26 protein-coding genes are annotated in these 26,050 nt (G+C 64.0%); 17 read left to right on the top strand and 9 right to left on the bottom strand.

The window, feature by feature from the left end; translation table 11 throughout:
* Positions 1-36: 36 nt before the first annotated feature.
* Positions 37-1,236 carry a formate-dependent phosphoribosylglycinamide formyltransferase gene (purT, locus tag F1002_RS00645; protein ID WP_150427106.1) on the top strand — a complete coding sequence of 400 codons (1,200 nt, stop codon included), beginning with the start codon at positions 37-39 and terminating at the stop codon, positions 1,234-1,236.
* 57 nt (positions 1,237-1,293) lie between these two features.
* Here the strand turns inward: purT and F1002_RS00640 are convergent, their stop codons facing one another.
* The 3 genes from F1002_RS00640 to rpiA all read right to left on the bottom strand — a co-directional run bounded on the left by F1002_RS00640 (position 1,294) and on the right by rpiA (position 4,123).
* Positions 1,294-2,727: an esterase-like activity of phytase family protein gene (locus tag F1002_RS00640; RefSeq protein ID WP_150427105.1), complete on the bottom strand. Its 1,434-nt coding sequence runs from the start codon at positions 2,725-2,727 to the stop codon at positions 1,294-1,296.
* Positions 2,728-2,874: 147 nt separating this feature from the next.
* The gene (locus F1002_RS00635) at positions 2,875-3,405 is read right to left on the bottom strand and encodes a hypothetical protein (RefSeq protein ID WP_150427104.1); all 531 of its coding nucleotides are present in this window, start codon (positions 3,403-3,405) and stop codon (positions 2,875-2,877) included.
* Between the two features lie 49 nt (positions 3,406-3,454).
* Entirely contained in the window at positions 3,455-4,123 is a 669-nt protein-coding gene (gene rpiA / locus F1002_RS00630; protein ID WP_150427103.1) for a ribose-5-phosphate isomerase RpiA, read from the bottom strand.
* A 130-nt stretch (positions 4,124-4,253) separates the two neighbouring features.
* On the opposite strand from rpiA, the gene F1002_RS00625 reads away from it, so the two are divergent.
* From F1002_RS00625 to phoR, 8 genes are all read left to right on the top strand, one after another.
* Positions 4,254-4,814: a hypothetical protein gene (locus F1002_RS00625; RefSeq protein WP_150427102.1), complete on the top strand. Its 561-nt coding sequence runs from the start codon at positions 4,254-4,256 to the stop codon at positions 4,812-4,814.
* 106 nt (positions 4,815-4,920) lie between these two features.
* Positions 4,921-5,919, top strand: a complete 999-nt coding sequence (locus F1002_RS00620) for a PstS family phosphate ABC transporter substrate-binding protein (RefSeq protein ID WP_150427101.1) — start codon at positions 4,921-4,923, stop codon at positions 5,917-5,919.
* Positions 5,920-6,002: 83 nt separating this feature from the next.
* Positions 6,003-6,938 carry a phosphate ABC transporter permease subunit PstC gene (gene pstC, locus F1002_RS00615; protein ID WP_191090264.1) on the top strand — a complete coding sequence of 312 codons (936 nt, stop codon included), beginning with the start codon at positions 6,003-6,005 and terminating at the stop codon, positions 6,936-6,938.
* 1 nt (position 6,939) lies between these two features.
* Entirely contained in the window at positions 6,940-7,878 is a 939-nt protein-coding gene (gene pstA / locus F1002_RS00610) for a phosphate ABC transporter permease PstA (RefSeq protein WP_150427099.1), read from the top strand.
* A gap of 41 nt (positions 7,879-7,919) precedes the next feature.
* Complete coding sequence (pstB, locus tag F1002_RS00605; protein ID WP_150427098.1) at positions 7,920-8,699, top strand: phosphate ABC transporter ATP-binding protein PstB; 780 nt, start codon at positions 7,920-7,922, stop codon at positions 8,697-8,699.
* 12 nt (positions 8,700-8,711) lie between these two features.
* Complete coding sequence (gene phoU / locus F1002_RS00600) at positions 8,712-9,401, top strand: phosphate signaling complex protein PhoU (protein ID WP_150427097.1); 690 nt, start codon at positions 8,712-8,714, stop codon at positions 9,399-9,401.
* Positions 9,398-10,084: a phosphate regulon transcriptional regulator PhoB gene (gene phoB / locus F1002_RS00595; RefSeq protein ID WP_150427096.1), complete on the top strand. Its 687-nt coding sequence runs from the start codon at positions 9,398-9,400 to the stop codon at positions 10,082-10,084. The genes phoU and phoB overlap by 4 nt, the downstream gene beginning before the upstream one ends.
* Positions 10,085-10,090: 6 nt before the next feature.
* Entirely contained in the window at positions 10,091-11,383 is a 1,293-nt protein-coding gene (gene phoR, locus F1002_RS00590) for a phosphate regulon sensor histidine kinase PhoR (RefSeq protein WP_150427095.1), read from the top strand.
* A gap of 70 nt (positions 11,384-11,453) precedes the next feature.
* Here the strand turns inward: phoR and F1002_RS00585 are convergent, their stop codons facing one another.
* Positions 11,454-13,277 carry a GGDEF domain-containing protein gene (locus F1002_RS00585; RefSeq protein WP_223879403.1) on the bottom strand — a complete coding sequence of 608 codons (1,824 nt, stop codon included), beginning with the start codon at positions 13,275-13,277 and terminating at the stop codon, positions 11,454-11,456.
* A gap of 158 nt (positions 13,278-13,435) precedes the next feature.
* On the opposite strand from F1002_RS00585, the gene F1002_RS00580 reads away from it, so the two are divergent.
* From F1002_RS00580 to F1002_RS20900, 4 genes are all read left to right on the top strand, one after another.
* Entirely contained in the window at positions 13,436-13,675 is a 240-nt protein-coding gene (locus F1002_RS00580) for a hypothetical protein (protein ID WP_150427093.1), read from the top strand.
* Positions 13,676-13,678: 3 nt separating this feature from the next.
* Positions 13,679-14,128, top strand: coding sequence for a GNAT family N-acetyltransferase (locus F1002_RS00575; protein ID WP_150427092.1), 450 nt, complete (start codon positions 13,679-13,681; stop codon positions 14,126-14,128).
* A 140-nt stretch (positions 14,129-14,268) separates the two neighbouring features.
* Complete coding sequence (locus F1002_RS00570; RefSeq protein ID WP_150427091.1) at positions 14,269-16,191, top strand: PhoX family phosphatase; 1,923 nt, start codon at positions 14,269-14,271, stop codon at positions 16,189-16,191.
* A gap of 14 nt (positions 16,192-16,205) precedes the next feature.
* Positions 16,206-16,373 (top strand): hypothetical protein, encoded by a 168-nt coding sequence (locus tag F1002_RS20900; RefSeq protein WP_191090263.1) that lies wholly within the window; start codon positions 16,206-16,208, stop codon positions 16,371-16,373.
* A 7-nt stretch (positions 16,374-16,380) separates the two neighbouring features.
* On the opposite strand, the gene F1002_RS00565 is transcribed toward F1002_RS20900, so the two are convergent.
* The 5 genes from F1002_RS00565 to F1002_RS00545 form a co-directional block, all read right to left on the bottom strand.
* Positions 16,381-16,956 (bottom strand): 3'-5' exoribonuclease domain-containing protein, encoded by a 576-nt coding sequence (locus tag F1002_RS00565; protein WP_150427090.1) that lies wholly within the window; start codon positions 16,954-16,956, stop codon positions 16,381-16,383.
* A 116-nt stretch (positions 16,957-17,072) separates the two neighbouring features.
* The gene (locus F1002_RS00560) at positions 17,073-17,345 is read right to left on the bottom strand and encodes an oxidative damage protection protein (RefSeq protein ID WP_150427089.1); all 273 of its coding nucleotides are present in this window, start codon (positions 17,343-17,345) and stop codon (positions 17,073-17,075) included.
* A 29-nt stretch (positions 17,346-17,374) separates the two neighbouring features.
* Positions 17,375-18,694 carry an amino-acid N-acetyltransferase gene (gene argA, locus F1002_RS00555; protein ID WP_150427088.1) on the bottom strand — a complete coding sequence of 440 codons (1,320 nt, stop codon included), beginning with the start codon at positions 18,692-18,694 and terminating at the stop codon, positions 17,375-17,377.
* Positions 18,691-20,199 (bottom strand): polyphosphate:AMP phosphotransferase, encoded by a 1,509-nt coding sequence (pap, locus tag F1002_RS00550; RefSeq protein ID WP_150427087.1) that lies wholly within the window; start codon positions 20,197-20,199, stop codon positions 18,691-18,693. Before pap ends, argA begins: the two co-directional genes overlap by 4 nt.
* A 3-nt stretch (positions 20,200-20,202) precedes the next feature.
* Positions 20,203-20,940 (bottom strand): 16S rRNA (uracil(1498)-N(3))-methyltransferase, encoded by a 738-nt coding sequence (locus F1002_RS00545; protein WP_150427086.1) that lies wholly within the window; start codon positions 20,938-20,940, stop codon positions 20,203-20,205.
* 41 nt (positions 20,941-20,981) lie between these two features.
* Between F1002_RS00545 and F1002_RS00540 the strand changes: the two genes are divergently transcribed.
* The 4 genes from F1002_RS00540 to F1002_RS21115 all read left to right on the top strand — a co-directional run bounded on the left by F1002_RS00540 (position 20,982) and on the right by F1002_RS21115 (position 25,920).
* Positions 20,982-21,539, top strand: a complete 558-nt coding sequence (locus F1002_RS00540) for a thioredoxin family protein (RefSeq protein WP_150427085.1) — start codon at positions 20,982-20,984, stop codon at positions 21,537-21,539.
* Between the two features lie 84 nt (positions 21,540-21,623).
* Complete coding sequence (locus F1002_RS00535; protein WP_223879402.1) at positions 21,624-24,116, top strand: EAL domain-containing protein; 2,493 nt, start codon at positions 21,624-21,626, stop codon at positions 24,114-24,116.
* Positions 24,117-24,149: 33 nt separating this feature from the next.
* Positions 24,150-25,166, top strand: a complete 1,017-nt coding sequence (locus F1002_RS00530) for a class 1 fructose-bisphosphatase (RefSeq protein ID WP_150427084.1) — start codon at positions 24,150-24,152, stop codon at positions 25,164-25,166.
* A gap of 43 nt (positions 25,167-25,209) precedes the next feature.
* Entirely contained in the window at positions 25,210-25,920 is a 711-nt protein-coding gene (locus F1002_RS21115) for a hypothetical protein (RefSeq protein WP_223879401.1), read from the top strand.
* Positions 25,921-26,050: the final 130 nt, after the last annotated feature.

The following is a 26,050-nucleotide window of genomic DNA, read 5'->3' as shown; positions in this document are numbered from 1 at the left end:
CGGCCGTTTCCGCTTACCGCCCGGCAAGGACATCCCATGAATATCGGCACCCCGCTCTCCCCTTCCGCCCTGCGCGTCATGCTGCTCGGCGCCGGCGAACTCGGCAAGGAAGTGATCATCGCCCTGCAGCGCCTGGGCGTCGAGGTCATTGCCGTCGACCGCTACGAAAATGCCCCCGGCCACCAGGTCGCCCATCGTGCCCACGTCATCTCGATGACCGACGGTGCCGCGCTGCGCAAGCTGGTCGAACAGGAAAAGCCGCACCTCATCGTGCCGGAGATCGAGGCCATCGCCACCGACACACTGGTCGAGATCGAGCAGGAAGGCCTTGCCGAAGTCATCCCGACCGCCCGCGCCGCCAAGCTGACCATGAACCGCGAAGGCATCCGCCGCCTGGCCGCCGAGGAACTCGGCCTGCCCACCTCGCCCTACCGGTTTGCCGATTCGCTGGCCGAACTGCAGGCCGCCATCGATGGCGGCATCGGCTACCCGTGCATCGTCAAGCCGACCATGTCCTCGTCGGGCAAGGGGCAGTCGCTGCTGCGCGGCCCGGACGACGTGCAGCAGGCCTGGGACTACGCGGCGAGCGGCGGCCGGGTGAATCAGGGACGTGTGATCGTCGAGGGCTTCATCGACTTCGATTACGAAATTACCCTGCTCACCGTTCGCGCCCGCAATGCGGCCGGCGACGTGGCAACGCACTTCTGCGAACCCATCGGCCATGTTCAGGTTGCCGGCGACTACGTCGAATCGTGGCAGCCGCAGGCGATGACCCCGGCCGCGCTGCAGCGGGCACAGGAAATCGCCGCTGCCGTGACCGGCAACCTGGGCGGGCGCGGCCTGTTCGGCGTCGAACTGTTCGTCAAGGGGGACATGGTGTGGTTCTCCGAAGTCAGCCCGCGGCCGCACGACACCGGCCTGGTCACCCTCTGCTCGCAGCGCTTTTCGGAATTCGAACTGCACGCCCGCGCCATTCTCGGCCTGCCGGTCGATACCGCCCTGCGCGAACCCGGCGCTTCGGCCGTCATCTACGGTGGCATGGAAGAAAAAGGCATCGCCTTCGCCGGGCTGGCCGAAGCGCTGGCCGTGCCGCGCAGCGACCTGCGCCTGTTCGGCAAGCCGGAGTCCTTCGTCAAGCGCCGCATGGGCGTTGCCGTAGCGAATGGCGACAACACGGATCAGGCCCGCGAGCGCGCCAAACTGGCCGCCGGCAAGGTACGCCCGATCAAGCCATGAAAAAAGAGGCTGGTCGGCCAGGCCGCCAGCCCCAAGGCACAAGAGGATAGGGTGCGGTCAGGAGACGGAGGCTTGCTTGCGCTGCCGGCTCAGGCCCAGCAGACCGAAGGCACCCGCCATCAGGGCGAGACTGCCCGGCTCCGGTACGGCTGATATCTGCTGATTGACGAAGCCGCCGGTCTTGCCCAGATCGCCGTCGGTGAACTTGAAGACGTAGAACAGGTTGTCCCCCGCCGTACCGGGCAGGAAATCGTTGTCGTTGGCGACATACAGGGTGTGATAACGCGTCGCGCCCTCAAGAATATCCTCGCCGAAGGCCATGCCTTCGAGTTTCGCCGGAATATTCGCATCGGCCACGCCAGCTGCATTGAGCGCGACCTTGAGATCGAGAAACAGGGTCTTGTTGACCGCGTATGGCAGCAAGGCGCTTTCGCCGCTGATGCCGTTGCCGTTGTTCAGTGCGCCTACTTCGGTCGCGCCGCTGAGATCGATCTTGTAGATACGCTTGACCACGGCCTTGGAGCCGTCGCCCTTGCCCTTGCCATCGCGCTCGAGAACCAGGAATTCATGGTCGTTGATGGCCAGAATCTCGCTGCTGTTGTAGGTCTTCCTGGTATCCGCCAGGTAGTTGTCGTAGACGAACTGGCGCGTCTTGCCGGTGGCGATGTCGATGGTGACGATCCGGTTGGCGCGCCCGCCGTCGCCGCCATCCTGGATCAACGGGCTTTGCATGAAGCCGATCAGCGTCTTGCCGTCCGGCGTGATGGCCAGGCCTTCCATACCCTTGTTGGCAACGCGCCCGCTGGTGTTGCCGCCGATCTCGGCCGCCCCCGTGGCAGCCGGCGTAACGACCGCTATTGCCGGAGGCAGGGCAAAGGTAGCCATGCGCTCGCCGGTGGCGCGATTGAACTGGTAGACATAGGGGCCGTATTCGTCGGAGATGAAGACGCTCTTTCCGTCGTTGGCAACCCGGATACCTTCCGGGTCGAGGCGGGCGTTGAGGGGGTTGGCCGAGCCGCCCGCCGCAAAATTGTCGGAGCGGCCCGAGAAATAATAGCGGCCGGCCGCGTTGTCCACCGGCGTCGCAGCCCCGTAGTTCAGCGGTGAGGCGCTGTAGAGCAAGGTCGTCGCATTCAGGGTCGGGGTCAGGGCGTAGCTGTAATTGTTTCCGCTGACGCTCTGGCTCAGTCCCAGCGTCATGGTCTGAAAGCGCGGGATGTACGACGTCGTGTTGTCCAGAGTCGCATTCCACGCGGCGGCATTCGGGCCGCGGTCGGCCAGTGCAAGAAAGGTATTGCCGCCGGCCCAGGCCAGCCCTGAGCCGGTGCCGCCGAGCACGTTGTTGGCATCGACGCCGTTTTCCAGCAAGCTGCCCAGACCGGACTTGTCGGTCGTGCCACCGAGAGTCCCGGTCGCAATCAACAGCGGTGCAGCCTGGCCGGAAACGGATACGGCCAGCAATAGCGCGGCCAGCGAAAATTGGTGCAACATGATCGGACCCCCGTCGTATTTTTTGGATGCAAGCCACCTGAGAGGCGCTTGCGAGGTCCGAGATTAAAAGCCGTGTGTTACGCCGGTTTGACAGACAAAAAAACCCGGCTTGTGCCGGGTTCCGATCGTGGCGGGAAAATACCTCCGTCAGGCCGAAGGCAAGCCGCCGGGGCGTGCGTACGATGCATCGCTTATTCCGTTCCCCAGACGCTCGATGGTCTCGATGGCAGTCCCGCTCAGTTCGCGCAACGCGCGCTCTGTCGTGGCCAGGGACTCCGTCCATGCATCCAGGGTCGGTTCCGCCTCCCACGGGGAGGTTTTCCGGATACGCTCGATCGCGGCGACGGCCATGGCATCGAAAATACGTGCCTGCATCTCGCTGCATCGAATCACCGTTTTTTGCATTTCACCGACCACCAGCACGGCCTCCCGGAACAACCGGCCTGCCCTTGCCGCCTGATCCAGCACAAGGGCGGCGGAGCGCTGCGCGGCCTGTTCCGGCGCGAGCACAGGCAGCCGAGCGCAGTGCTCGCCTCCCTGTTGCAGGCCCGCGCGGCCTGCCGCGGCGGCGGCAAGCGTCAGCTGGCGCGCCGACTCGATGCAGGCAAGGGAAAGCGCCAATTGGGTGTTCAACAGGCGTTCACGGGCCAGCGATATTTCTTGTGCAGACAGCAACATGGGAAACTCCGGTGAATGAACGCCTCGGACTGCCGGGAAAAACAGCTGGCTAGCGGATCGAACGCACGCCCTCGGGCGTACCGAGCAGCAACAGGTTGGCCGGACGAACGGCGAACAGGCCGTTGGTCACCACCCCGGTGATCTGGTTGATCTGCGCTTCCAGCCCTTTCGGGTCGGTAATCGACAAGCCCTTCACATCGAGAATCACGTTGCCGTTGTCGGTGACGAATCCCTCGCGCAGCACCGGCGTGCCGCCCAGCCTGGACAGTTCGCGATCTACATGCGCGCGGGCCATCGGGATGACCTCGACCGGCAGCGGGAACTTGCCCATCACGTCGACCCGCTTGCTCGCGTCGCAGATGCAGACGAACTCGCGTGCCACCGCCGCGACGATCTTCTCGCGCGTCAGCGCGCCGCCACCGCCCTTGATCATGTTCAGGCCGCCGTCGATCTCGTCTGCCCCGTCGACATAGACCGGAATGTCGCTCACGTCGTTGAGATCGAAAACGGCGATGCCGTGGCCTTCAAGGCGTTTGCGGGTGGCTTCGGAACTGGCCACGGCCCCCTTGTAGCGATCCTTGATGGCGGCCAGCGCATCGATGAAGAAGTTGGCCGTCGATCCGGTGCCGACGCCGATGATGCTGCCGGCGGGGGCGCTCCGGGCCACGTAATCGGCAGCGGCCTGGGCTACCGCCTGTTTGAGTTCGTCCTGGGTCATGCTGTCGCTCCTGATGGTTTTGGAGCGCATTTTACCCCGCCGCCGGGATGCGAAATGGTCATAAAAGTTTAACGTTGCGGACAACTCGAATCGCTAAACTAGCCATACCGTTTTTCAGGGAGAACACGCGATGAACGATACCGTCAAAAAAACGCCCTCCGGACCGGCGAGTGCCGCCAAGGCACCGAAAAAGCTGATCCCGCGCACGGCCCCCAAGGCCGCCGCCCAGGCTCCGGCCGCAGAGAACAACACCCCCCCGTCGGTAGCCAAAGCTCCCCGGGCGGCCGCAAAGCCAGCCGCCGCCCCGACGACCAAACCCCGCGCGCCGCGCAAACCGAGCGCCGTCGAGGAGACCGTCGCCAAGCACCAGAAGGTTCTGGCCGAAGCCCTGAGCAAGGCGCAGGCGATCCAGTACGACCAGCCGAAGGTCATGAAGCAGGACGTTCCGAAAAAAGGGAAACCGGCCAAAGCCAGGAAGATCAAGCTGGTGCGCGACAGCTATGCCATGCCGGAGGCCGAACATGCCCGCATCGGAGAGTTGAAGAAGCGTCTCGCCGCGCTGGGCAACGAGGTTAAGAAGAGCGAACTGCTGCGCGCCGGCATCGCCCTGCTCGCGGCGCTCAACGATGTCGAACTGAAAGCCGTGATGGGCCGCGTCGAGCGCATCAAGACGGGACGCCCCACCAAGTAGGCCGAAAGGCGTAAAAATCCCGATTATTACAGCCTGTCACGTGGCTGTAATAATCGGCCGGTAACCTGCACACATCGAAAAACCCAACCCGTGCAGGAGTTACCCCATGCAATATTCCAAGCTCGCTTCCACCCTGGCCGTTGCCGGTATCGCCGTACTCGGCGCCCAGGCCGCCCAGGCCCAGGTCATCAAGATCGACGGCTCTTCGACGGTCTATCCGATCACCGAAGCCGTTGCCGAGGAATTCCAGAAAGCCAAGAAGAACGTGATCAAGGTCACCGTGGGCATCTCGGGTACCGGCGGCGGCTTCAAGAAATTCTGCCGCGACGAAACCGACATCTCCAACGCTTCGCGCCCGATCACCGCCAAGGAAATGGAAGACTGCAAGGCTGCCGGCGTGCAGTACGTCGAAATGCCGGTTGCCTTCGATGCGCTGACCGTCGTCATCAACCCCAAGAACACCTTCCTGAAGCAGGCCACCGTCGCCGAACTGAAGGCCATGTGGGAACCGGCCGCCCAGGGCAAGGTCACCAAGTGGAACCAGATCAACCCGGCCTGGCCCGACGCCCCGATCAAGCTGTTCGGCGCCGGCGCCGATTCGGGTACCTTCGAATACTTCACCGAAGCCGTCGTCGGCAAGGCCAAGTCCTCGCGCGGCGACTACACCGCCTCCGAAGACGACAACGTGCTGGTCCAGGGCGTCTCGCGCGACGTCAATGCCATCGGCTACTTCGGCTACGCCTACTACGCCGAAAACAAGGCCCGCCTGAAGGCCCTGCCCATCGTCAATCCGAAGACCAACGCCGCCGTCGAGCCGTCCGAGGAATCGGTGATCAAGTCGACCTACCAGCCGCTGTCGCGTCCGATCTTCGTCTATATCAAGGCCAAGTCGCTGGACAAGCCGGAAGTGAAGGAATTCATCGAGTTCTACATGAAGAACGCCGCCAAGCTGACCAAGGAAGTGAAGTACGTTCCGCTGCCGGCCGCCGCCTACACCGGCAACCTCGAGCACGTCGCTAAGAAGAAGTACGGCTCCGTGTTCGGCGGCAAGAACGAAGTCGGCATCACCATCGAAGAGCTGATGAAGCGCGAAGCCAAGCTCTGATTCCTGTCTCCGTCTCACAAAAGCCCGCCCCGAATCGGGTCGGGCTTTTATCATAGGGAATTCCGTCCGTGAATTCACACGCCATGTCTGCAAACAACGCTTCCGACCTACCCACGGTCAGCGACCGCCTGGCCAAGAACGCCATGCGCCATGCCAGCGAGCGCATCATCGAGATGCTGCTGTTCGCTGCCGCCGCCGTCTCCGTATTGACCACGGTCGGCATCGTCTACGTACTCGTCTCCGAGTCGATCAATTTCTTCCAGAACGTCAGCATCGTCGACTTTCTGACCGACACCCAATGGACCCCGCTGTTCGACGATGCCCACTTCGGCATCATGGTCCTGGTTTCCGGCACCGTCGTGTCGTCCGCCGTCGCCCTGGCCGTCGCCATCCCGATGGGCACGGTGATCGCCATCTACCTGTCCGAATTCGCCAAACCGAGGCTTCGCGAAGTCGCCAAGCCGGTCCTCGAACTGCTCGGCGGCATCCCGACCATCGTCTTCGGCTACTTCGCCCTGCTCATGGTCACCCCGCTGCTGCAGAAGATCTTTCCTGAACTGCCGGGCTTCTCGCTGCTCTCCGCCGGCCTGGTCATGGGCATCATGATCGTGCCCTACATCGCCTCACTGTCCGAGGACGCCATGCGTGCCGTGCCGATGAGCCTGCGCGAAGGCTCCTACGCCATGGGTGCAACCAAGCTGTACACCGCCATCCACGTCGTGGTGCCGGCCGCTTTCTCCGGCCTGGCCGCTTCCTACATCCTGGCCATCTCGCGCGCCGTCGGCGAAACGATGATCCTCGCCGTCGCCGCCGGCATGCAGCCGAACCTGACCTGGAACCCGACCGAACCGGCCGCCACCATCACCTCGTACATCGTGCAGGTGGCCCTGGGCGACCTGCCGCACGGCTCGATCGGCTACCAGACCATCTTCGCCGCCGGCCTGACGCTGATCCTGATCACCCTCTGCTTCAACATCCTCGGCCAGTGGCTGCGCCGCAAGTTCCGGGAGAACTACTGATATGCAACATTCCACTCTGACTGCCGAGCAAGTCCGCGCGCTGATCGCCAAGGGCAAGCTCAAGGACACGCTCTTCCAGGCGCTCGGCATTTTCTTTCTCGGCATCGGCCTAATCGTCATCTTCCTGCTCGTCGGCGACATGGTGATGCGGGGCGCCGAGCGGCTCAACCTCGACTTCTTCATGAACTTCGCCTCGCGGCGCGCCGCCAATGCCGGCATCCTGTCGGCCTGGGTCGGCTCGCTGCTGGTGATGACGGTGACCGCCTTCGCCGCCGTCCCGCTCGGTGTCGCGGCCGGCGTGTATCTCGAGGAGTACGCCAAGCGCAACTGGGTGACTGAGATCATCGAGATCAACATCACCAACCTGGCCGCCGTGCCGTCCATCGTCTATGGCCTGCTGTCGCTCGGCATCTTCGTCTATGCCTTCGGCTTCGGCCAGAGCATCCTGACCGCCGGCCTGACGCTCGCCCTGCTCATCCTGCCCATCGTCATCGTGTCGACCCGCGAAGCGATCCGCGCCATCCCGGCAATGATCCGCGAAGGCTCGATGGCCGTCGGCGCGACGCGCTGGCAGACCTGCCGCTACCACATCATCCCCTACGCCATGCCCGGCATCCTGACCGGCGTCATCATCGGCCTGGCCCGCGCCATTGGCGAAACGGCGCCGATCATCACCATCGGCGCCCTGACCTTCATCGCCTTCCTGCCGCCCGCTCCCTTCACCGAAGTCAGCGCCGGCGTCAATGCGGGCCTGTTCGACTGGCTGATGTCGCCCTTCACGGTCATGCCGATCCAGATCTTCAACTGGACGTCGCGCCCCGACCCGGCCTTCGAAATCAACGCCGCCGCCGCCGGCTTTGTGCTGATGGTCATGGTGCTGTCGATGAATGGCATCGCCATCTGGCTGCGCTACAAGATGCGCAAGAACATCAAGTGGTAAGCGAACACGCTGCCCGAACCGAATATCGAACGGAGTTATCCATGCAGATTCATGACCAACCCGCGCTGAAGGCGGAAGCCCGCAACCTCAATTTCTTCTACGGCGAAGCCAAGGCCCTGAAGAACATCAACATGCCGATCTACGACAAGAAGGTCACCGCACTGATCGGCCCGTCCGGCTGCGGCAAATCGACCTACCTGCGCAGCTTCAACCGCATGCACGACCTCTACCCGGGCAACCGCTACGAGGGCGAGATCCGCTTCTACCCGGACAACACCAACCTGCTGTCGCCGGAAGTCGACCCCATCGAAGTGCGCATGCGCGTCGGCATGGTCTTCCAGAAGCCGAACCCCTTCCCGAAGAGCATCTACGAAAACGTCGCCTACGGCCTGCGCGTGCGCGGCGAGAACAACAAGCGCGTCCTCGACGACAAGGTCGAGCAGGCACTCAAGGGCGGCGCCCTGTGGGACGAGGTCAAGGACCGTCTGAACGAACTCGCCTCCAACCTGTCCGGCGGCCAGCAGCAACGTCTGTGCATCGCCCGCGCCCTGGCCACCGACCCCGAACTGCTGCTCTTCGATGAGCCGACCTCGGCGCTCGACCCGATCGCCACCGGCGCCATCGAGGAACTGGTGCACGAACTGAAGAAGCGCGTCACCATCCTCATCGTCACCCACAACATGCAGCAGGCAGCGCGCGTCTCCGACTACACTGCCTACATGTATCTGGGCGAGATGATCGAGTTCGGCAAGACCGACGAAATCTTCATCAAGCCGAACGACAAGCGCACCGAAGACTACATCACCGGCCGCATGGGCTAAGGGAGACCCGACATGAACGAAAACCAGCACCTCTCCAGCCAGTTCGACGAAGAACTCGGCCGCCTGCGTACCCACGTCCTGCAGATGGGCGGCATGGTCGAAACCCAGGTTTCGTCCGCCATCGACGCCTACAGCTCGGGCGAAGTGACCAGCGTCAAATCCATCGTCGAAGCCGACCGCAAGATCAACGATCTGGAAAAGGCCATCGACGACGATTGCGCCCACGTCATCGCCAAGCGCCAGCCGACCGCTTCCGACCTGCGCCTGGTGCTCGGCATCAGCAAGATCGTCACCGATCTCGAACGCGCCGGCGACGAGGCCAAGAAGATCGCCAAGGGCGTGCGCCGCATCTACGAAGCCGGCCATTTGCCTGCCCAGTACGGTATTGGCATCCGCCACCTGGCCGAAGCCGCGCTCAACCTGGTGCGCCAGTCGCTCGACGCCTTCGCCCGTCTCGACACCGCCCAGGCCCAGGAGGTGATCCGTGCCGACAGTGACGTCGATACCGAATTCAAGTCGATCATCCGCCAGCTGATCACCCACATGATGGAAGACCCGCGCACCATCACCACGTCGATCGAGATCATCTCCATCGCCCGCGCCATCGAACGCATCGGCGACCACGCGAAGAACGTCGCCGAACAGGTCGTCTTCGTTGTCGAAGGCCGCGACATCCGCCACGTCAAGGGGCAGGCCAAGTGACCCCGACGATTCTCGTCGTCGAGGATGAACCGGCGATCCAGGAACTGGTCGCCATCAACCTCAAGCACGCCGGCTTCCTGGTCGTCCGCGCCGGCAGCGCCGAGGAAGGCGAATCCGCCATCCGTGCCGCGCTGCCCGACCTGGTCATCCTGGACTGGATGCTGCCCGGCCAGTCCGGCGTTGCGCTGGCCAAGAAGCTGCGCGCCGACGAACGGACCCGCGAGTTGCCGATCATCATGCTCACCGCCCGCGTCCACGAAGAGGACAAGGTGCAAGGGTTGGAAGCCGGTGCCGACGACTACATCACCAAGCCGTTCTCGCCCAAGGAAATGGTCGCCCGCGTGCGCGCCGTACTGCGCCGCCGTGCCCCGCACCTGGCCGGCGAGGCGGTCGAGGTCGGCAACCTCTCGCTCAATCCGGCCACCCACCGCGTGCTCGCCGGCAGCCTGCCGATCGAACTGGGACCGACCGAATTCCGCCTGCTGTTCTTCTTCATGACCCATGCCGAACGGGTTTACACGCGTGCCCAGTTGCTCGACGAGGTCTGGGGGGATCATGTCTTCATCGAGGAACGGACGGTCGATGTACATATCCGCCGCCTGCGCGCCGCACTGGAGACATCCGGCCACCATGAGCGGGTCGAAACCGTGCGTGGAACCGGCTATCGCTTCCGGGGAGCCTGACCTCTCTTGACCTCGCTCGTCATTCGCGCCGTGATCCTGGCCGCCATCGCGGCGGCCATCGCCATCCCGGTCGGCATCTTTTCCCGTCCCTGGCATGGCTGGGCCGTTTTCTGCGTCGGCCTGATGCTGCAGCAACTGATCCACTTCCGCCACTTTTCCCGGCTCGACCGGTGGACGCGCAATCCGGTGGTCGACGCCAGCCTGGAGGGCGAAGGCGCCTGGGACGATATCTTCGGCCGCCTGTACCGCCACGAGAAGGAACTGCGCTCGCAGATCGAGTACCGCGACCAAACCATCCAGCTGCTGCGTGCCGCCGCCCAGGCGCTGACCGACGGCGTGGTGATGCTCGACCTGCAGAACAACATCATGTTCTGCAACACCACGGCGGAAACCCAGCTCGGCCTGAAGCTCGATACCGACCAGGGGCAATCGATCCTCAATCTGGTACGTCAGCCCGAATTCGTCGCCTATCTCGAAGCCCTCGACTTCAGCCGCCCGCTGACCCTGCGCCCGGAACGCTACAAGGATCGCGTCTACGCCATCCATGTCATTCCCTACGCCGGCAGCCGCCGGCTCATGCAGATCAAGGACATCACCCAGGCCGACCGCCTCGACCAGACGCGCCGCGACTTCGTCGCCAACGTTTCGCACGAACTGCGCACGCCGCTGACCGTGCTCGCCGGTTTCCTCGAAACGATGCAGGAAATCGCCCTCGACGACGACGAACGCCAACGCTACCTGGGCATGATGGTTGGCCAGTCGCAGCGCATGCAATCCATCGTCCAGGACCTGCTGACCCTGTCGTCCATCGAATCGGCGCCGCCGCCCGACGACAACGTCGTCGACATGCCCAACCTGATCGACAAGCTGCGCCGGGATGCCGAGGCCCTGTCCGCCGGACGCCACACCATCACGGTCGAGTCGGATGGCAGCGGCGACCTGCGCGGATCGGAACCCGAACTGGTCAGCGCCCTGGCCAATCTGGTCACCAATGCCGTGCGCTACACGCCGCCCGGCGGCAAGATCACGTTGAGCTGGAAAAGCTCGCCTCAGGGTGCCGAATTCGCCGTCCAGGACACCGGTCCCGGCATCGACGCCAAGCACATCCCCCGCCTGACCGAACGCTTCTACCGGGTCGACCGTGGCCGCTCGCGCGACTCGGGCGGCACCGGCCTCGGCCTGGCCATCGTCAAGCACTCGTTGAACCGCCACCAGGCCCAGCTCGACATCAGGAGCGAAGTCGGCGTCGGCAGTCGCTTCGCCGCACGCTTCCCCGCCAGCCGGGTGGCCAACGCCTGAGTAGCCGGGCGAATCGCTGCCCGGCCCGATCGTTCTCCGAAGCAAAGGCTGCCCCGGACCGGGGCAGCGTTCAGTTGACCAGCGGCCGGGCAAACAGGTGGCTCGCCCCGTCTCCCAATCGCCGGCGCTCGATGAACAGGCAGCCTCCCGCCGGCTCGCCAACACCCGAACGGCTGCGCTTCTTGGCCTGCTTCTTGGCCCCCGAGGCGGCGGCGGCAACTTCTCGATGCGACTCGCAATCGCCGGGACCGACCCGCACGGCACCCAGCGACAGGGTCGGCGACGGATGGAAGCTCAGCTCGCCGCGACGATTTTCCGCCATATAGCCGCCACTCAGCCGCTCGTCGACGCCGAGCATGTTGGTCACCGACTCGGCAAAACGCGAAATGGTTTCCCAGCAGCGCATTTCCCAGTCGGCACTCCGGAAAATGACGAAGAAATCGTCGCCGCCGATGTGCCCGACAAAATCAAGGCGCTCGTCGACCTGTTCGCAAAGCAGGCGAGCCAGGGTCTGGATCACGTCGTCGCCGCGCCGGTAACCATAGGTGTCGTTGAAAGGCTTGAAATTGTCGATATCGACATAGACCGCGACGAAAGGGCTGCCGGCGGCGAGCAGGCGGTCGACATGCTCGTTGATCGGGACGTTGCCGGGCAGCTGGGTCAGCGGATTGGCATAGCGCGCGGCGCTGATCTGCATTTCGGTGATCATTCCCATCAGGTCGTGGCTGCTGCCGACACCCAGGTATTCGCCATCGCCGGTAACGATGAAACCGTCGAGCAGATAGTGCCGGGGGGCCAGCGACAACATCATCGCCAACTCCTGGATGGTGGCATGCTGGTCGACCACCAGGGGCGCGTGATCCATGAACAGCTCGCAACTCTTGCGGCCGAACAGCTCGCGGCGAAACGGGCGGGCAAAGCGGTCGACCATGCTGTGACGGTTGATCATGCCGACCGGCTGGCTTCCTTGCACGACCGGCAGGACCTCGAGCGACGGATCGGCCTCGAAGCGCTCGATCACTGCCGCGTTGCTGGCATGGATGGGAACCGGGACGATGGCCTTGAGCAGGCTGCGGGCCGTCGGCAGGCGCCCGGGGCCGCCCGTCATCGGCGACAGCGCCAGCGACTGCTGGTCCAGCGCCGACAGGGTTCGGCGCGATAACTGGCGGATCGGGGTGGCCTCCGGATGGGCGATGAAGTAACCCTGACCGCAGGCGATGCCCATATCGCGGATACAGACGAAATCCTCCTCGCGCTCGATGCCTTCGGCGACCAGCAAGGCATTGCCGATCTCGGCGAGGTCCTGCATCGCGCGCACGAAATGGAACTTGATCCGGTCATCGGCAATGCCGTGGACGAAATGCTTGTCGATCTTCACGAGCTCCGGCCGCAGTTCCGACCACATGCGCAGATTGGCAAAGCCCTCGCCCAGATCGTCGATGGCGATCTGGAAGCCTCGCCCACGATAGTGGAGCAGAACCTCCAGTATTCCAGGCATATCGCTGATCTGCTGGTTCTCCGTCAACTCGAGCACCACCCGGTTCGGCGCAATGCCCAGTTCGCTCAGCAGATCGCGGGTACGGCCGTTCATCAGCCGGGGATCGAGCAGACAGTCCGGCGTCACATTGAGGAAGAGTTTGCCGGCCAGCCGCTGGCTGGCGAAGGCGCGCAGGCTGGCTTCGCGGCAGGCATGTTCGAGCCTGAGCGAAAGGCCGCAACGGGCAGCCACGCCAAACAACTGGTCCGGACGGGAAAGCGGGCTGCCTTCCGGCCCACGGATCAAGGCTTCATAGCCGAGAATGGCGCGCACCCGGAAATCCAGAATGGGCTGAAACACCGGTTTGAGAAGGGCTTCGTCGAGCAGTCGCTCCAACTCGGCCCGCTCATCATCCATGACACAACTCATAGCGTATCCAAAAAAAACTGAACATCCAGTTTAGGCAGGCTTGATTTCAACGCCGTGACAAGGATTCCCGGGACGTCATCCGGCCGTAACAATGAAACAGCATCCTCGGAATCACGTCCTGTGACCCGTTCGCCAAGGAGCTTGCAATGCCGGAAATGAAGTTCTGTTATTGCTGTCGCGCCCACCATCCGATCGAGCAGATGCGCCTGTTCCCGACCCGCCAGGGACAGCGCTGGCGCTGCGTGCGCAGCATCGAGGCGGCGGTGCGCAGCCCGCGTGAACGCGATGCGTTCGGCGAGGAGCAGACCCGCATCAATCACGAAGCGGCGAACCGGGCGGCCGACTTTGCGCGACGCCTGCGGCAACATGCACAGGCCAGTGGCTGAAACATGGCCAAGTTCCGTATCGATACGCTGGACACCAGCAGCGAGATCTTGCTCGACACGTGCGCCACGCTGATCGCCAACACCTTTGCCGACCCCGAGCGCTACAACCTCGAGCGTATCCGCCGCGAGTTGCGTTGCGACGACCCGGTGTACTACCGGCGCTTTTTCATCGCCGTCGAAAACGGCCAGATCATCGCCCTCGGCGGCGTCAAGGCCGCCGACTGGGCCTCGCGGACGCACATCCTCTACCTCTCCGCCGTCGCCCCGGAAAAGCGCGGACAAGGCATCGGCCGGGCGCTGATCAAGGCACGCCTCGACTGGCTGAAGGCCACCTTCAAGTCGGGGCGCATCCTCGTTTCGGCGAGCAAGGCCCGGCGTTTTCGCGACCTGGGTTTCCGCGAATTGCGCAACGGCCATATCGACGGCAAGCATCTGATGCTGTGCCGTTTTTAGCGGACATCGCGAAAAGCATTCCTGCCTCACCCTGTCGCATGATCTCCATGGCAAGCCAGGCGCCCGGAAAACCGTCACGCCCCTGCAACATTGACTGGCGATAGTTTGTCCATCACGACGACACCACAACCCTGAACGCCATGTCCAACACCTGCTTCGACCCGATTGACGCCATTGCGGAGGATGCGCCGGCCGATCCTTTCCGCCGCCGCCTGCTGTCCGCCGCCATCCTGAGTACCGCCGCGGCTGGCGTCCCCCTGCCCGTACTGGCCGCCAGCACCGGGCGCGCATCGGGTGCATTGGCCGACTTTGTTTCGCTGGCCGTCTCCACTGCCGATGAGGTACGCGTGGCGCCCGGCCACGCGGCCAGCCTGCTCTACGCCTGGGGCGACCCGGTATCAGCCGGCCCCGCCGCCCGGGCCGACGCCGGCGACGATGCCACCGCGCAGTCGCAGCAAGCCGGCATGCATCACGACGGCATGCACTTCTTCCCCTTTGTCGAGCGGGGCAAGCCCTCGTCGACGCACGGCCTGATGTGCATCAACCACGAATACACCGACGATGGCCTGCTTCACGTTGGCGGCATGCAGGACTGGAGCGCCGCCAAGGTCGCCAAATCGCAGGCGGCGCATGGCGTTTCGGTCATCGAGGTACGGCAGGACAAGGGCGGCTCCTGGCAGGTCGTCCGCCCGTCGCGCTGGGCGCGCCGCATCACGGCGAGCACACCGTGCCGCACCGCCGGCCCTGCCGCCGGAAACCCGGCCATGCGCACCGCCTACGACCCGCGCGGCGACATCGTTCTGGGCACACTGAACAATTGCGCCATGGGCCATACGCCGTGGGGCACCTATCTGACCTGCGAAGAGAATTTCAACGGCTATTTCAAGGCCCCGAAGGCCCTGAGCGCCGACCAGAAGCGCTACGGCTTCAGCGAAGCCGGGTTCGGTTTCCGCTGGCACGAGCATGACGAACGCTTCGACCTGGCGCGCCACCCCAACGAAGGCAATCGCTTCGGCTGGATCGTCGAAATCGACCCGTGGCATCCGGAGCGGGCACCGGTCAAACGGACCGCCCTCGGCCGCTTCAAGCACGAAGGCGCCACCGTCACCCTGGCCAAGGATGGCCGTGTCGTGGTCTACATGGGCGATGACGAGCGTTTCGAGTACATCTACAAATTCGTTTCCCGCGACCGCTATGTGGCGGGCAAGAGCGATACCGCCACGCTGCTCGACCACGGCACGCTGTACGTCGCCCGCTTCGAGGACAACGGTGCCGGTCGCTGGCTGCCGCTACGCCACGGGGAGTCCCACCCCGGAGGAATGCTCGATACGGCAAACGGCTTCGCCGACCAGGGCGACGTCGCCATTCGCTGCCGGCAGGCGGCCGACATCGCCGGAGCGACGAAAATGGACCGCCCCGAGTGGATCGCCGTCCACCCGCAAAGCGGCGAGGTCTATGTCACGCTGACCAACAACAGCAAGCGCGGCACTGATGGCGCACCCGGCACCGATGCCGCCAATCCCCGCGCCGCCAACGTCTTCGGCCACATTGTCCGCTGGCGAGAAGCCGGTCGCGACGCCGCCGCCGACAGTTTTGCCTGGGACATCTTCGCCCTCGCCGGCGATCCGCAGGCAGCCGACGACAGCAAGCGCGGCACCATCAAGGGCGATGCCTACGGCAGCCCGGACGGCCTGTGGTTCGACCCGAACGGCGGCCTGTGGATACAGACTGACGTGTCGACCAGTGTGCTGAACCAGGGCGACTACGCGCGGCTCGGCAACAACCAGATGCTGCTCGCCGATGTGAAGAGCGGAGAAACCCGTCGTTTCCTGACCGGGCCCAGGGGGTGCGAACTGACCGGCATCACGGCGACTCCGGATGGCCGGACGCTGTTCGTCAACATCCAGCATCCCGGTGAAACGGCCAGCGAGCGCTCGTCTCCCGACGCCCCGACCGCGGTTTCGGCCTGGCCGGCCAATCAGTTCCCGACCGCAACCGGCGGCCGCCCGCGCTCCGCCACACTCGTCATCACCCGCCACGACGGCAAACCCGTCACCGGCTGAAGCAAGGAGGATCCATGGAAAAGCGCAACGACATCGCTGCCTTTCCCGAACTGTTCGACGGCATGGAGGAATTCATCGAGGAGCAGGCCGCCGGCCTCAAGCGGACTAGCGCCATCCTCGCACTGGCCCTTGCCGTGCCGACCACGCTGTTCATTCTGTACACGCTGCACCGGCTGTTCTGACGACGCTTCAGCGGCGCGCCAGATTGGCCGCCAGCATGTTGCAGAAGAGCGCCCCCTGTTCCAGCGCATCGTCCAGCGCGACATGGGTATGGGGCGCCGGGTCGAACCAGTCGGCCGGCATCGCCTGCTTGCCGCAGGCCCGGTAAGGCCGGCGCAACACGGCCATGGCGTAGGTCTTGATATCGATGACTGCATAGCCGAACGGATTTTCATCGGCATAGCTGTCGAGATACCACTGGACGAAGGGAAAATCGAAGGCCGCCGGATAGGCCACGAACACCGGCCGTCCCGGCAGCGCCTTCAGCCAGGCCACATAACGCCGCATGGCCGCTGCCGGCGCTTCCTGATCCAGCCGGCAGGCCGCCCACGCCGCCGGCTGCGTCGCCCACCACTTGGCGGTGTGTTCGTCCGCCATCAGGCCGGGCACCGTTTCCAGATTGGCTGAAAACGTCCCGAGCAGGGTCTTGTCCGGGGCATATGCCGCCGAGCCGATACTCAGCATGGAATGTCGCCCGGCCACCGGGCCGTCGGTTTCGACATCGGTGCTGACATAGATTTCGGGTAGTGCAGTCTTTGCGGTCATGCAGGCATTATTGGGCCTGGTCGAGCCCCTTGCCAAGCCGGGGGATGATCATGCGGAGGCCGCGCCAGAAAGACGAAAACCCGCCGCAGCGGGTTTTTTCTTTCTGCCAGCCGGGATCAGGCCTTCGGGGCGACGTAACCCTGAACCTGGTCGGCGCCTTCGCCGAAGAAGTGCTTCTCCACCTGCTCGGCCAAGTACTTGCGATGCTTGGCATCAACCAGGTTGAGGCGGTTTTCGTTGATGATCATGGTCTGCAGCTTGATCCACTGCTGCCAGGCTTCCTTCGAGACATTCTCGAAGATGCGCTGACCCAGCGCGCCGGGATACGGCGGAAAATCGAGACCTTCGGCCTCGCGGCCAAGTTTGACGCAATTGACGGTACGTGCCATGTGAAACTCCGTGGGGTTAACGGGGAGGATTATAAGGTCTTGAACAGGACCTTGGACCTCCGCTGATAGTTGTACATATCCCGTTTGGCAGCGGGCAGGTCGTCGACCGAACCAAGCTTGAAGCCACGCTCGACGAACCAGTGCTCGGTACGCGTGGTCAGGACGAACAGCCGCTTGACGCCGGCCTTGCGGGCGCGTTTTTCGATGCGCTTCATCAACTGCTCGCCGTAACCCCACTCGCGATGCTCGTGGCTGACAGCCAGGCAGGCCAGCTCCGCCTCTTCCTCGGAATGCGAATAGAGCGCGGCGCAGCCGACGATGATGCCGTCGTGCAGCATGATCGAGAAATGGTCGATTTCGCGCTCGAGCAGTTCGCGCGGCCGATGCACGAGGATGCCTTCCTCTTCCATCGGCTCGATCAGCGCGATCAGCGCGGCGATATCGTCCGGCTTCGCCTCGCGGATGTTTTCCAGCGACTCCCGGGTAACCACGGTGCCGACGCCGTCGTGGGTAAACAGCTCGCGCAACAAGGCGCCGTCCTGCTCGAAGCTGATCAGGTGCACCCGGCCGACACTGGCCCGGCTGGCACGCACCGCGCAGGGCAGGTAACGGCGGATGTCGGCGCTCAGCCATTCGGCATCGCGCAGCAATTGGGAGGCCTCGTCGGCGGTCATCGCGTCCAGCAGCTCGCCATCCTTGTCGGTGACGCCGTGGCTGTCGGTCAGATAGACCAGCTTGTCGGCCTTGATGGCCGTCGCCACCGCTTCGGCGGCCTCCTCCATCTGCAGGTTGAAGATTTCGCCGGTCGGCGACGGTCCCTCGCAGTTGAGGAGCACGATGTTGCCCAGGCCGAGCTGGGCGTTGATGCCCTCGCTATCGACCTTGCGCACCTTGCCGGCGTACTGCATGTCGATGCCGTCGAGCACGCCGATCGGCTGGCCGGTGATGAAGTTGCCACCGATGACGCGGATGCGGCTGTTGGCCATCGGCGTATTGGGCAGACCCTGCGACAGCATGGCCTCGATTTCGAGGTAAACGCTGCCCACCGCATCGAGCACGCAATCGAGCGCTGCCGCATCGGTCACCCGGTAGCCGCGATGGTAGATCGATTCCAGGTTCTTTTCGCGCAACTCTTCCTCGATCTGCGGTCGCGCGCCATGCACCAGCACCAGGCGGATACCCAGACTGACCAGGAGGTTGACGTCGTAGGCCAGAGTCTTGGCGAACTCGCTTTCGACGGCCTTGCCGCCGAAGGCAATGACGAAGGTCTTGCCGCGAAAGGCATTGATGTAGGGCGTGACCGCCCGGAACCAGGAGACGAAATGCTCGTCGTAAGGGGTATCGCTCATTTTTCGGTGGTTTTCCCGTCGTCGTCCTTGAGCGCTGCTTCCAGACGCTCGCAAATGGTTTTCAGCACTTTAACCCGGGCAAAGTTCTTGTCGTTGGCCTCAACCAACGTCCAGGGCGCCAAGCCGGTTGACGTCCGGTCAACCATGTCGCACACGGCCGACACGTACTCGTCCCACTTGTCGCGGTTGCGCCAGTCCTCGTCGGTGATCTTGAAACGCTTGAACTCGGTGGCCTGGCGCTCCTTGAAACGGCGCAACTGCTCGTCGGCGCTGATCTGCAGCCAGAACTTGATCACCACCGCGCCTGCATCGGACAGCTGATGTTCGAAATCGTTGATCTCCGCGTAGGCACGCAACCAGTCCGCTTCGCTGCAGAAACCCTCGACCCGCTCGACCAGCACGCGGCCGTACCATGAACGATCGAAGATCGCCGCCCTGCCGGTGCGCGGCATGTGGCGCCAGAAGCGCCAGAGATAAGGCTGCGCCCGTTCTTCCTCGGTCGGGGCGGCAATCGGTACGATCTGGTATTGCCGGGCATCCATCGACGCCGCAACGCGACGGATGCTGCCGCCCTTGCCCGCCGCATCCGAGCCTTCGAAAACCAGCACCAGCGAACGCCGGCCGACGAAGCGCGGGTCGCGCACCAGTTCCGACAGGCGTGCCTGGTATTTGGCCAGTTGCGTCTCGTAGGTTTGCTTGGCGAGCGTCTGCGTCAGATCGAGTTCGCTGAGCACGTTCTTTTCGTCGATCGGATGCACGATGGGCGGAGCGACCGGCACGCGCTGCAGGCCTTCCTGGTTCAGGCGGCGCTTCATGGCCTCGAGAACGATGCGCCCTACCGTCAGCGAGCGGTATTCGTCGTCGGTTCCCTCGACGATGATCCACGGCGCATGCGCCGTATTGGTCACCCGCAGCACATGCCCGGCCACCTGCTGCAGCCGGTTGTAGGTTTTCAGGCGGTCGTAGCTTTCCTTGGTCACCCGCCAGGCCGTGCGCGGGTCTTTCTCCAGCGCCTTCAAACGGGTCTTCTGCCCTTCCTTGGACAGATGGAACCAGAACTTGAGGACCAGCGCTCCCTCGTTGACCAGCATGGTTTCGAAGCGGTTGATGTCGTCCAGACGCCCGTCGAGTTCCGAGCGGCGCATTTCCCCGTTGATGCGGTCGGTGATCGGCTGCGAATACCAGGAACCGGCAAAGATGCCGACCTTGCCCTTGGGCGGCAGGGCGCGCCAGTAGCGCCACATGGTAGGCCGCGACGACTCCTCGTCGCTCGGCGCCGAAAACGCCAGCGTCGAAATGTGGCGAGGATCCATCCACGAATACAGCAGGTTGATGGTCTCGCCCTTGCCGCTGCCGTCGACCCCGGAGATCAGGATGACGACCGGGAATTCCTTGTTCTGCAGCATGTCGTACTGGACATCGAGCAGTTCGGCACGCAGCTTCGGGACTTCGGTCTTGAAGGTTTTCTTGTCGACCTTGTGGCCCAGTTCTGCCGATTCAAACATGATTTACCCCTCCCTGAAATCACCCCACAAGGCCTGCATCACCGCCAAAGCGGCCAAGCCAGCCGTTTCCGTCCGCAGCACGCGCGGCCCCATGCGCACGGCGCGGAAGCCGGCCTGCCTGGCGGCGACCATTTCCTGCGGATCAAGCCCCCCCTCGGAGCCGATCAGCAACTGCACCGCCCCTTCCGGCCGAATCGACGCGAAACTGGTTTCCGCCTCCGGATCGAGCATCAGGCGCAAGGCGCCGTTTGCCGGCCTGGCCAGCCAGCTTTCCAGTTTTTCCACCGGCGCCACCAGCGGTACCTGATTGCGCCCGCACTGTTCGCAGGCCGAAGCCACCACGCCCTGCCAGTGCGCCACGCGCTTGGCTGCCCGCTCTCCGGCCAGACGCAGTACGCTGCGCCGGCTCTCCACCGGAACAATGTCGCGCACTCCCAGCTCGACCGCCTTCTGGATGGTGAAATCCATCTTGTCGCCGGCCTGCAGGGCCTGGACCAGGGTAATCGACAGCGGCGACTCGCACTCCGCATCCTCCCAGGCAGACAGTTCGGCATAGACACGATCGCGCTCGATCCGCTCGATGAGCGCCGGGTACTGACCGCCCCGGCCATCGAACAGGATCATCCGGGCACCCGGCGGCAGACGCAGCACACGCACGGCGTGGCGCGCCACCGGTTCGGGCAGTTCGACATGCGCCCCCGGCGACAAGGCTTCTCGGCAGTAAAAACGTGGCAAATTCATCGGTGCTATTATGGGCGAAATGCCTTTTGGAGTGGAGCATCATGGTCGCCCTGAACCCACCGGTGTGCGATTTCGGCCAACCCGCCCCCGCCTTCGACCTGCCCGGCGTCGATGGCCAACGTCATACGCTGGCCAGTTGCCGCGGCCCCCGAGGCCTGCTGGTCATGTTCATCTGCAACCACTGCCCTTACGTCAAGGCGATCATCGACCGCCTGATCCGCGATTGCCGGGAGCTGGCGGAACACGGCATCGGCTGCGTCGCCGTCATGAGCAACGATGTCGAGGCCTACCCGGACGATGCGCCGGACAAGATGCGACAGTGGGCCGAGCAGTTGGCCTTTCCGTTCCCCTACCTCTACGACGAAAGCCAGACGGTCGCCCGCGCCTTTGGCGCCGTGTGCACGCCCGACTTCTTCGGCTACGACGCCGGAATGACCTTGCAATATCGTGGCCGGCTCGATGCCTCGGGACGCGAACCGGCACCGGCCGACGCGCCCCGCGAGCTGTTTGCGGCCATGGTCGGGATTGCCCGCAGTGGGCAGGGACCGCTAGAACAGGCGGCCTCCATCGGCTGCTCGATCAAATGGCGCGACTGCTAGCATCTGCCGCAATTAAAAAAATCAGCATTTTTGCCATAACCCCCGTGGGACTGCGCTATCATTTGGCATGAATCAACCGACTCATTGATCCCATTGATTTCCCAGGACGCCCCACCGCTTCCCCCAGGCGACATTCAGCGCCAACTGGCCTACCTGCAAGCCGTCGTGTCGAACATGCAGCAAGGCATCAGCGTGTTCGACGAAAGTCTGCGCCTGCGCATCTGGAACGACGGGCTGCTCAAGGTACTGGGCCTGCCCGCCGAAACGGTATTCGAAGGCGCCCTGTTCTCGGACCTGATCCGCATTCCCGCCCACCGCGGAGAATACGGTCCCGGCGATGCCGAAGCGCACGTCGAACGGATTACCGCATTGGCCAGGAAATTCGAGGCGCATTGTTTCGAACGCACCCGCCCGAACGGCACCACCCACCTAGTCCAGGGCGAGCCGCTCTACATGGGCGACCAGCTGGTCGGTTTCATCACCACCTACACCGACATCACCGAGCGCAAGGCTGCCGAAACCGCCCTTGGCAAGCAGCATTCCCAACTGCACACGATTATCGAGAGCATTCCCAGCGCCGTCAGCCTGTTCAGCGCCGACACCCACCTCGAGCTCTGCAACACCGAATTCCAGCGCCTCCTCGATTTCCCGCCGGCGCTGACCCAGCCGGGAACGCCCATCGAGGAAATGTTCCGTTTCAACGCCCGGCGTGGCGAGTACGGTCCGGGCGACGAGGAAACGATCGTCCAGTCGCTGATGAAGCGTGCCCTGACACCAGCCTCCCATCACTTCGAACGCACCCGGCCCAACGGGAAAATCCTCGAGGTGCGCGGCGTGCCGCTTCCCGAAGGCGGCTTCGTGACGGTCTATACCGACATCACCGAGCGCCGCCACAGCGCCGAACGGGAGCAGCTGGCCCAGAAGGTTTACAGCCATACGCCCGCCGGCATCATCTTCACCGACGATGCCCATCGTATCCTGTCGATCAATCCGGCCACCACCCAGATGACCGACTACGAAACGTTCGAGCTGCTCGGCCAGACCGTCTTCGGCCTGCTCAACCTCGATCCGGGCCAGAACGCCGACGAACTGCAGGTGCAACTGGCCCAGCGCGGTTCGTGGAGCGGGGAACTCACGGTCAATCACAAGAACGGTTCGACGCTGCCGGTCGGCACGCGCGTCAACCGGGTCGACGATCCGCAAAGCGGCATGCCCGCGCACTACGTCTGGATTCTGGCCGACATCACCGAGCGCAAGCAGGCCGAAGACCGCATGCGCCACATCGCCCAGACCGACCCCCTGACCGGCCTGCCCAACCGGCTGGCCCTGCTCATGCGGCTGGCCCAGATACTGCCCGATGCCCGTCGCCACCAATGGAAGGTGGCGATGATGTTCCTCGACCTGGATCGCTTCAAGATCATCAACGACACCCTGGGCCACCAAGTCGGCGACGAGCTGCTGCGCGAGGTCGCCAGCCGGCTGTCCCGGCTGGTCCGCGAAACCGATTTCGTCGCCCGCATCGGCGGCGACGAATTCGTCATCATCCTGCCGGCCATCAGTTCGCCGGCCGATGCCGCCAGCATCGCCAGCAAGGTCACCGCCGCGCTGTCCATCCCCATCGAAACGAACGACCACGAGCTGCACACCAGCCCGTCGATCGGCATCAGCATCTTCCCCGACGACGGCCCCGACGCCGACATTATCCTGAAGAACGCCGACACCGCGATGTACCACGCCAAGGCGGCCGGCCGGAATAATTACCAGTTCTTCGCGGCGGAAATGAACCACTCCGCCGCGGAACGCCTGCATATCGAGCGCAAGTTGCGCCACGCCATCGCCCGCAACGAACTGAATCTAGACTACCAACCGCAGTTCAACGCCGCCGACCGGACACCGATCGGCGTCGAGGCGCTGGTACGCTGGCACCACCCCAGCGAAGGCCTGATCTCTCCGGCCCGTTTCATTCCGGTCGCCGAGGAGACCGGCCTGATCAACGACATCGGCGACTGGGTTCTCAATACCGCCTGCCGCGAAATGGCCCGCTGGATCAACGCCGGGCTGCGCCCCATGCGCGTCGCGGTCAACGTCTCGGCCCGCCAGCTGCGGCGCCGCGATTTCTGCGAAACGGTGGCCAACGCATTGACCACCTCGCAGCTGCCGCCGGAACTCCTTGAGCTGGAAATCACGGAAAGCTCGGTGATGGAAAATCCGCAGGAAGCCACGCAGATTCTCGAACGCCTCGGCCGCATGGGCGTTACGCTGGCCATCGACGATTTCGGCACCGGCTACTCGTCGCTCGCCTACCTCAAGCTGTTTCCCATCGACCACCTGAAAATCGACCGCTCCTTCGTCGCCGACATCGAGCACGACCTCAACGACCGCGCCATCGCCTTCGGCACCATTGCGCTGGCCCACTCGCTCGGCCTCAAGGTCATCGCCGAAGGCGTCGAAACCGATGACCAGCTCGACCTGCTGCGCACCAACGGCTGCGACGAAGTCCAGGGCTACCTGCTCAGCCGGCCGCTGAACGCCGCTGCGGCTTTCGCCTTCCTGCACGCCAGCCACGTCCCGGAGTAAAATCGCGCCTTTGTCACGGACGCAGGAGTTTTCATGGCACAGCAACGCACGCTGGCGCGCTATCTCACCGAAGAGCAACGCAACAAGGGTGTCATCACCGGCGATCTGAAGCTGCTGATCGACATCGTTTCCCGCGCCTGCCAGGCCATCTCCATCGCCATCGGCAAGGGCGGTCTCGGCGGCGTGCTCGGCGAAGCCGGCAGCGACAATGTGCAGGGCGAGGCGCAGAAGAAGCTCGACGTACTGTCCAACGACATCCTGCTCGACGCCAACGAATGGGGCGGCCACCTCGCCGCCATGGCCTCCGAGGAAATGGACCTGCCGCACCTCGTTCCCCATCGTTTCCCCAAGGGCGAATACCTGCTCACCTTCGACCCGCTCGACGGCTCGTCCAACATCGACGTCAACGTTTCCATCGGCACCATCTTCTCGGTGCTGAAATGCCCGGACGGCGCCGACCTGAGCACCCCGGAAGCGGCCGAACAGGCCTTCCTGCAGCCCGGCACGACCCAGGTTGCCGCCGGTTACGCCGTCTATGGCCCGACCACGCTGCTCGTGCTGACCGTCGGCGACGGCGTCGTCGTGTTCACGCTGGACCGCGAGCAGGGCCAGTTCATCCTGACCCAGGAAAACGTGCAGATTCCGGCCGACACCAAGGAATTCGCCATCAACATGTCGAACCAGCGCTTCTGGGAAGCGCCGGTCCAGCGCTACGTCGCCGAAATGCAGGCGGGCAAGGAGGGGCCGCTCAGCAAGGACTACAACATGCGCTGGGTCGCCTCCATGGTCGCCGACGTGCATCGCATCATGACCCGCGGCGGCATCTTCATGTACCCGATGGACAGCAAGCTCAAGGACAAGGGCGGCAAGCTGCGCCTGATGTACGAAGCCAACCCGATGGCTTTCCTGGTCGAGCAGGCGGGCGGCGCGGCAACCACCGGCCGCCGGCGCATCCTCGACATCCAGCCCGACAGCCTGCACCAGCGCGTGCCGGTCATCCTCGGCTCGAAAAACGAAGTCGACCGGGTCACTGGCTATCACACCGCCTGAACTGCTACATTCACGCCTTCCCCAACGTCATAGGACGACCGCGATGAACAAAACCACCCTCGCGCTCATCTTCGCCGCCGGCGCATTGGTTGCCGGCTGCAAGAGCAACGAGCCCAAGTCCGAAGAAGCCGCCGCGGCGCCGGCACCCGCAGCAGCAACGCAACAGCAGGCCTCCGCCCCGGCGCCGGCCAAGCCCGAATGTCCGCCGGAAGACCCCAAGGCCAAGAAAAAGACGGACAAGTCCAAGAGCGCCAAGAACGCCAAGAACAAGACTGCCGAAAAGCCGGTCGACTGCGAGCCGGCCAAGCCGGCCGCGGCGGCCGCCCCTGCCCCGGCAGCGGCCACACCCGCCGCGCGCAGCGGCCGGCTGATGCACGGCCCCTACGACATTTCCGCCAACAAGCCGGTGACCGACATCAGTCAGGTCCAGTCCGGCCAAGGCACGATGGTCAAGGGGGAACGTGAATGGGACGGCGAAATCACCGGCGTTCCGGCTGGCGGCACCACCTTCACCAAGCTGCGCATCGGCATGTCGCGCCAGCAAGCCATGGACGCAGCCGGGCCGCCGACCGACCAGGGCGCCTACATCACCGGCAAGGCCTGGATTCCGTTCTATTTCGGCAGTGACCGGGCGCGTTGGGAAATGGCCTACAAGGGCAAGGGCCGGCTGATCTTCTCGCAGAATGCGGGCTTCGGCACGGACTTCTACCTGACCTGGATCATCCACAGCGACAAGGATACTGGTTACCGGTAAGCGCTCATCCGCTGCACCCGGCCGCCCGAAAACCGGGTGCAGCGTAACGGCCAACATCCATACCATGATCATGCCGTCCTGACGACGATTGGTACTGATCCCAGGATTCAGCAAATCTGATCGAAAGCAG

The organism is Dechloromonas sp. CZR5, from assembly GCF_008711155.1.
Taxonomy (GTDB): domain Bacteria; phylum Pseudomonadota; class Gammaproteobacteria; order Burkholderiales; family Rhodocyclaceae; genus Azonexus.
Note: the sequence above shows the minus strand (reverse complement) of the source record. Positions and strands in the feature narration are given on the sequence as shown.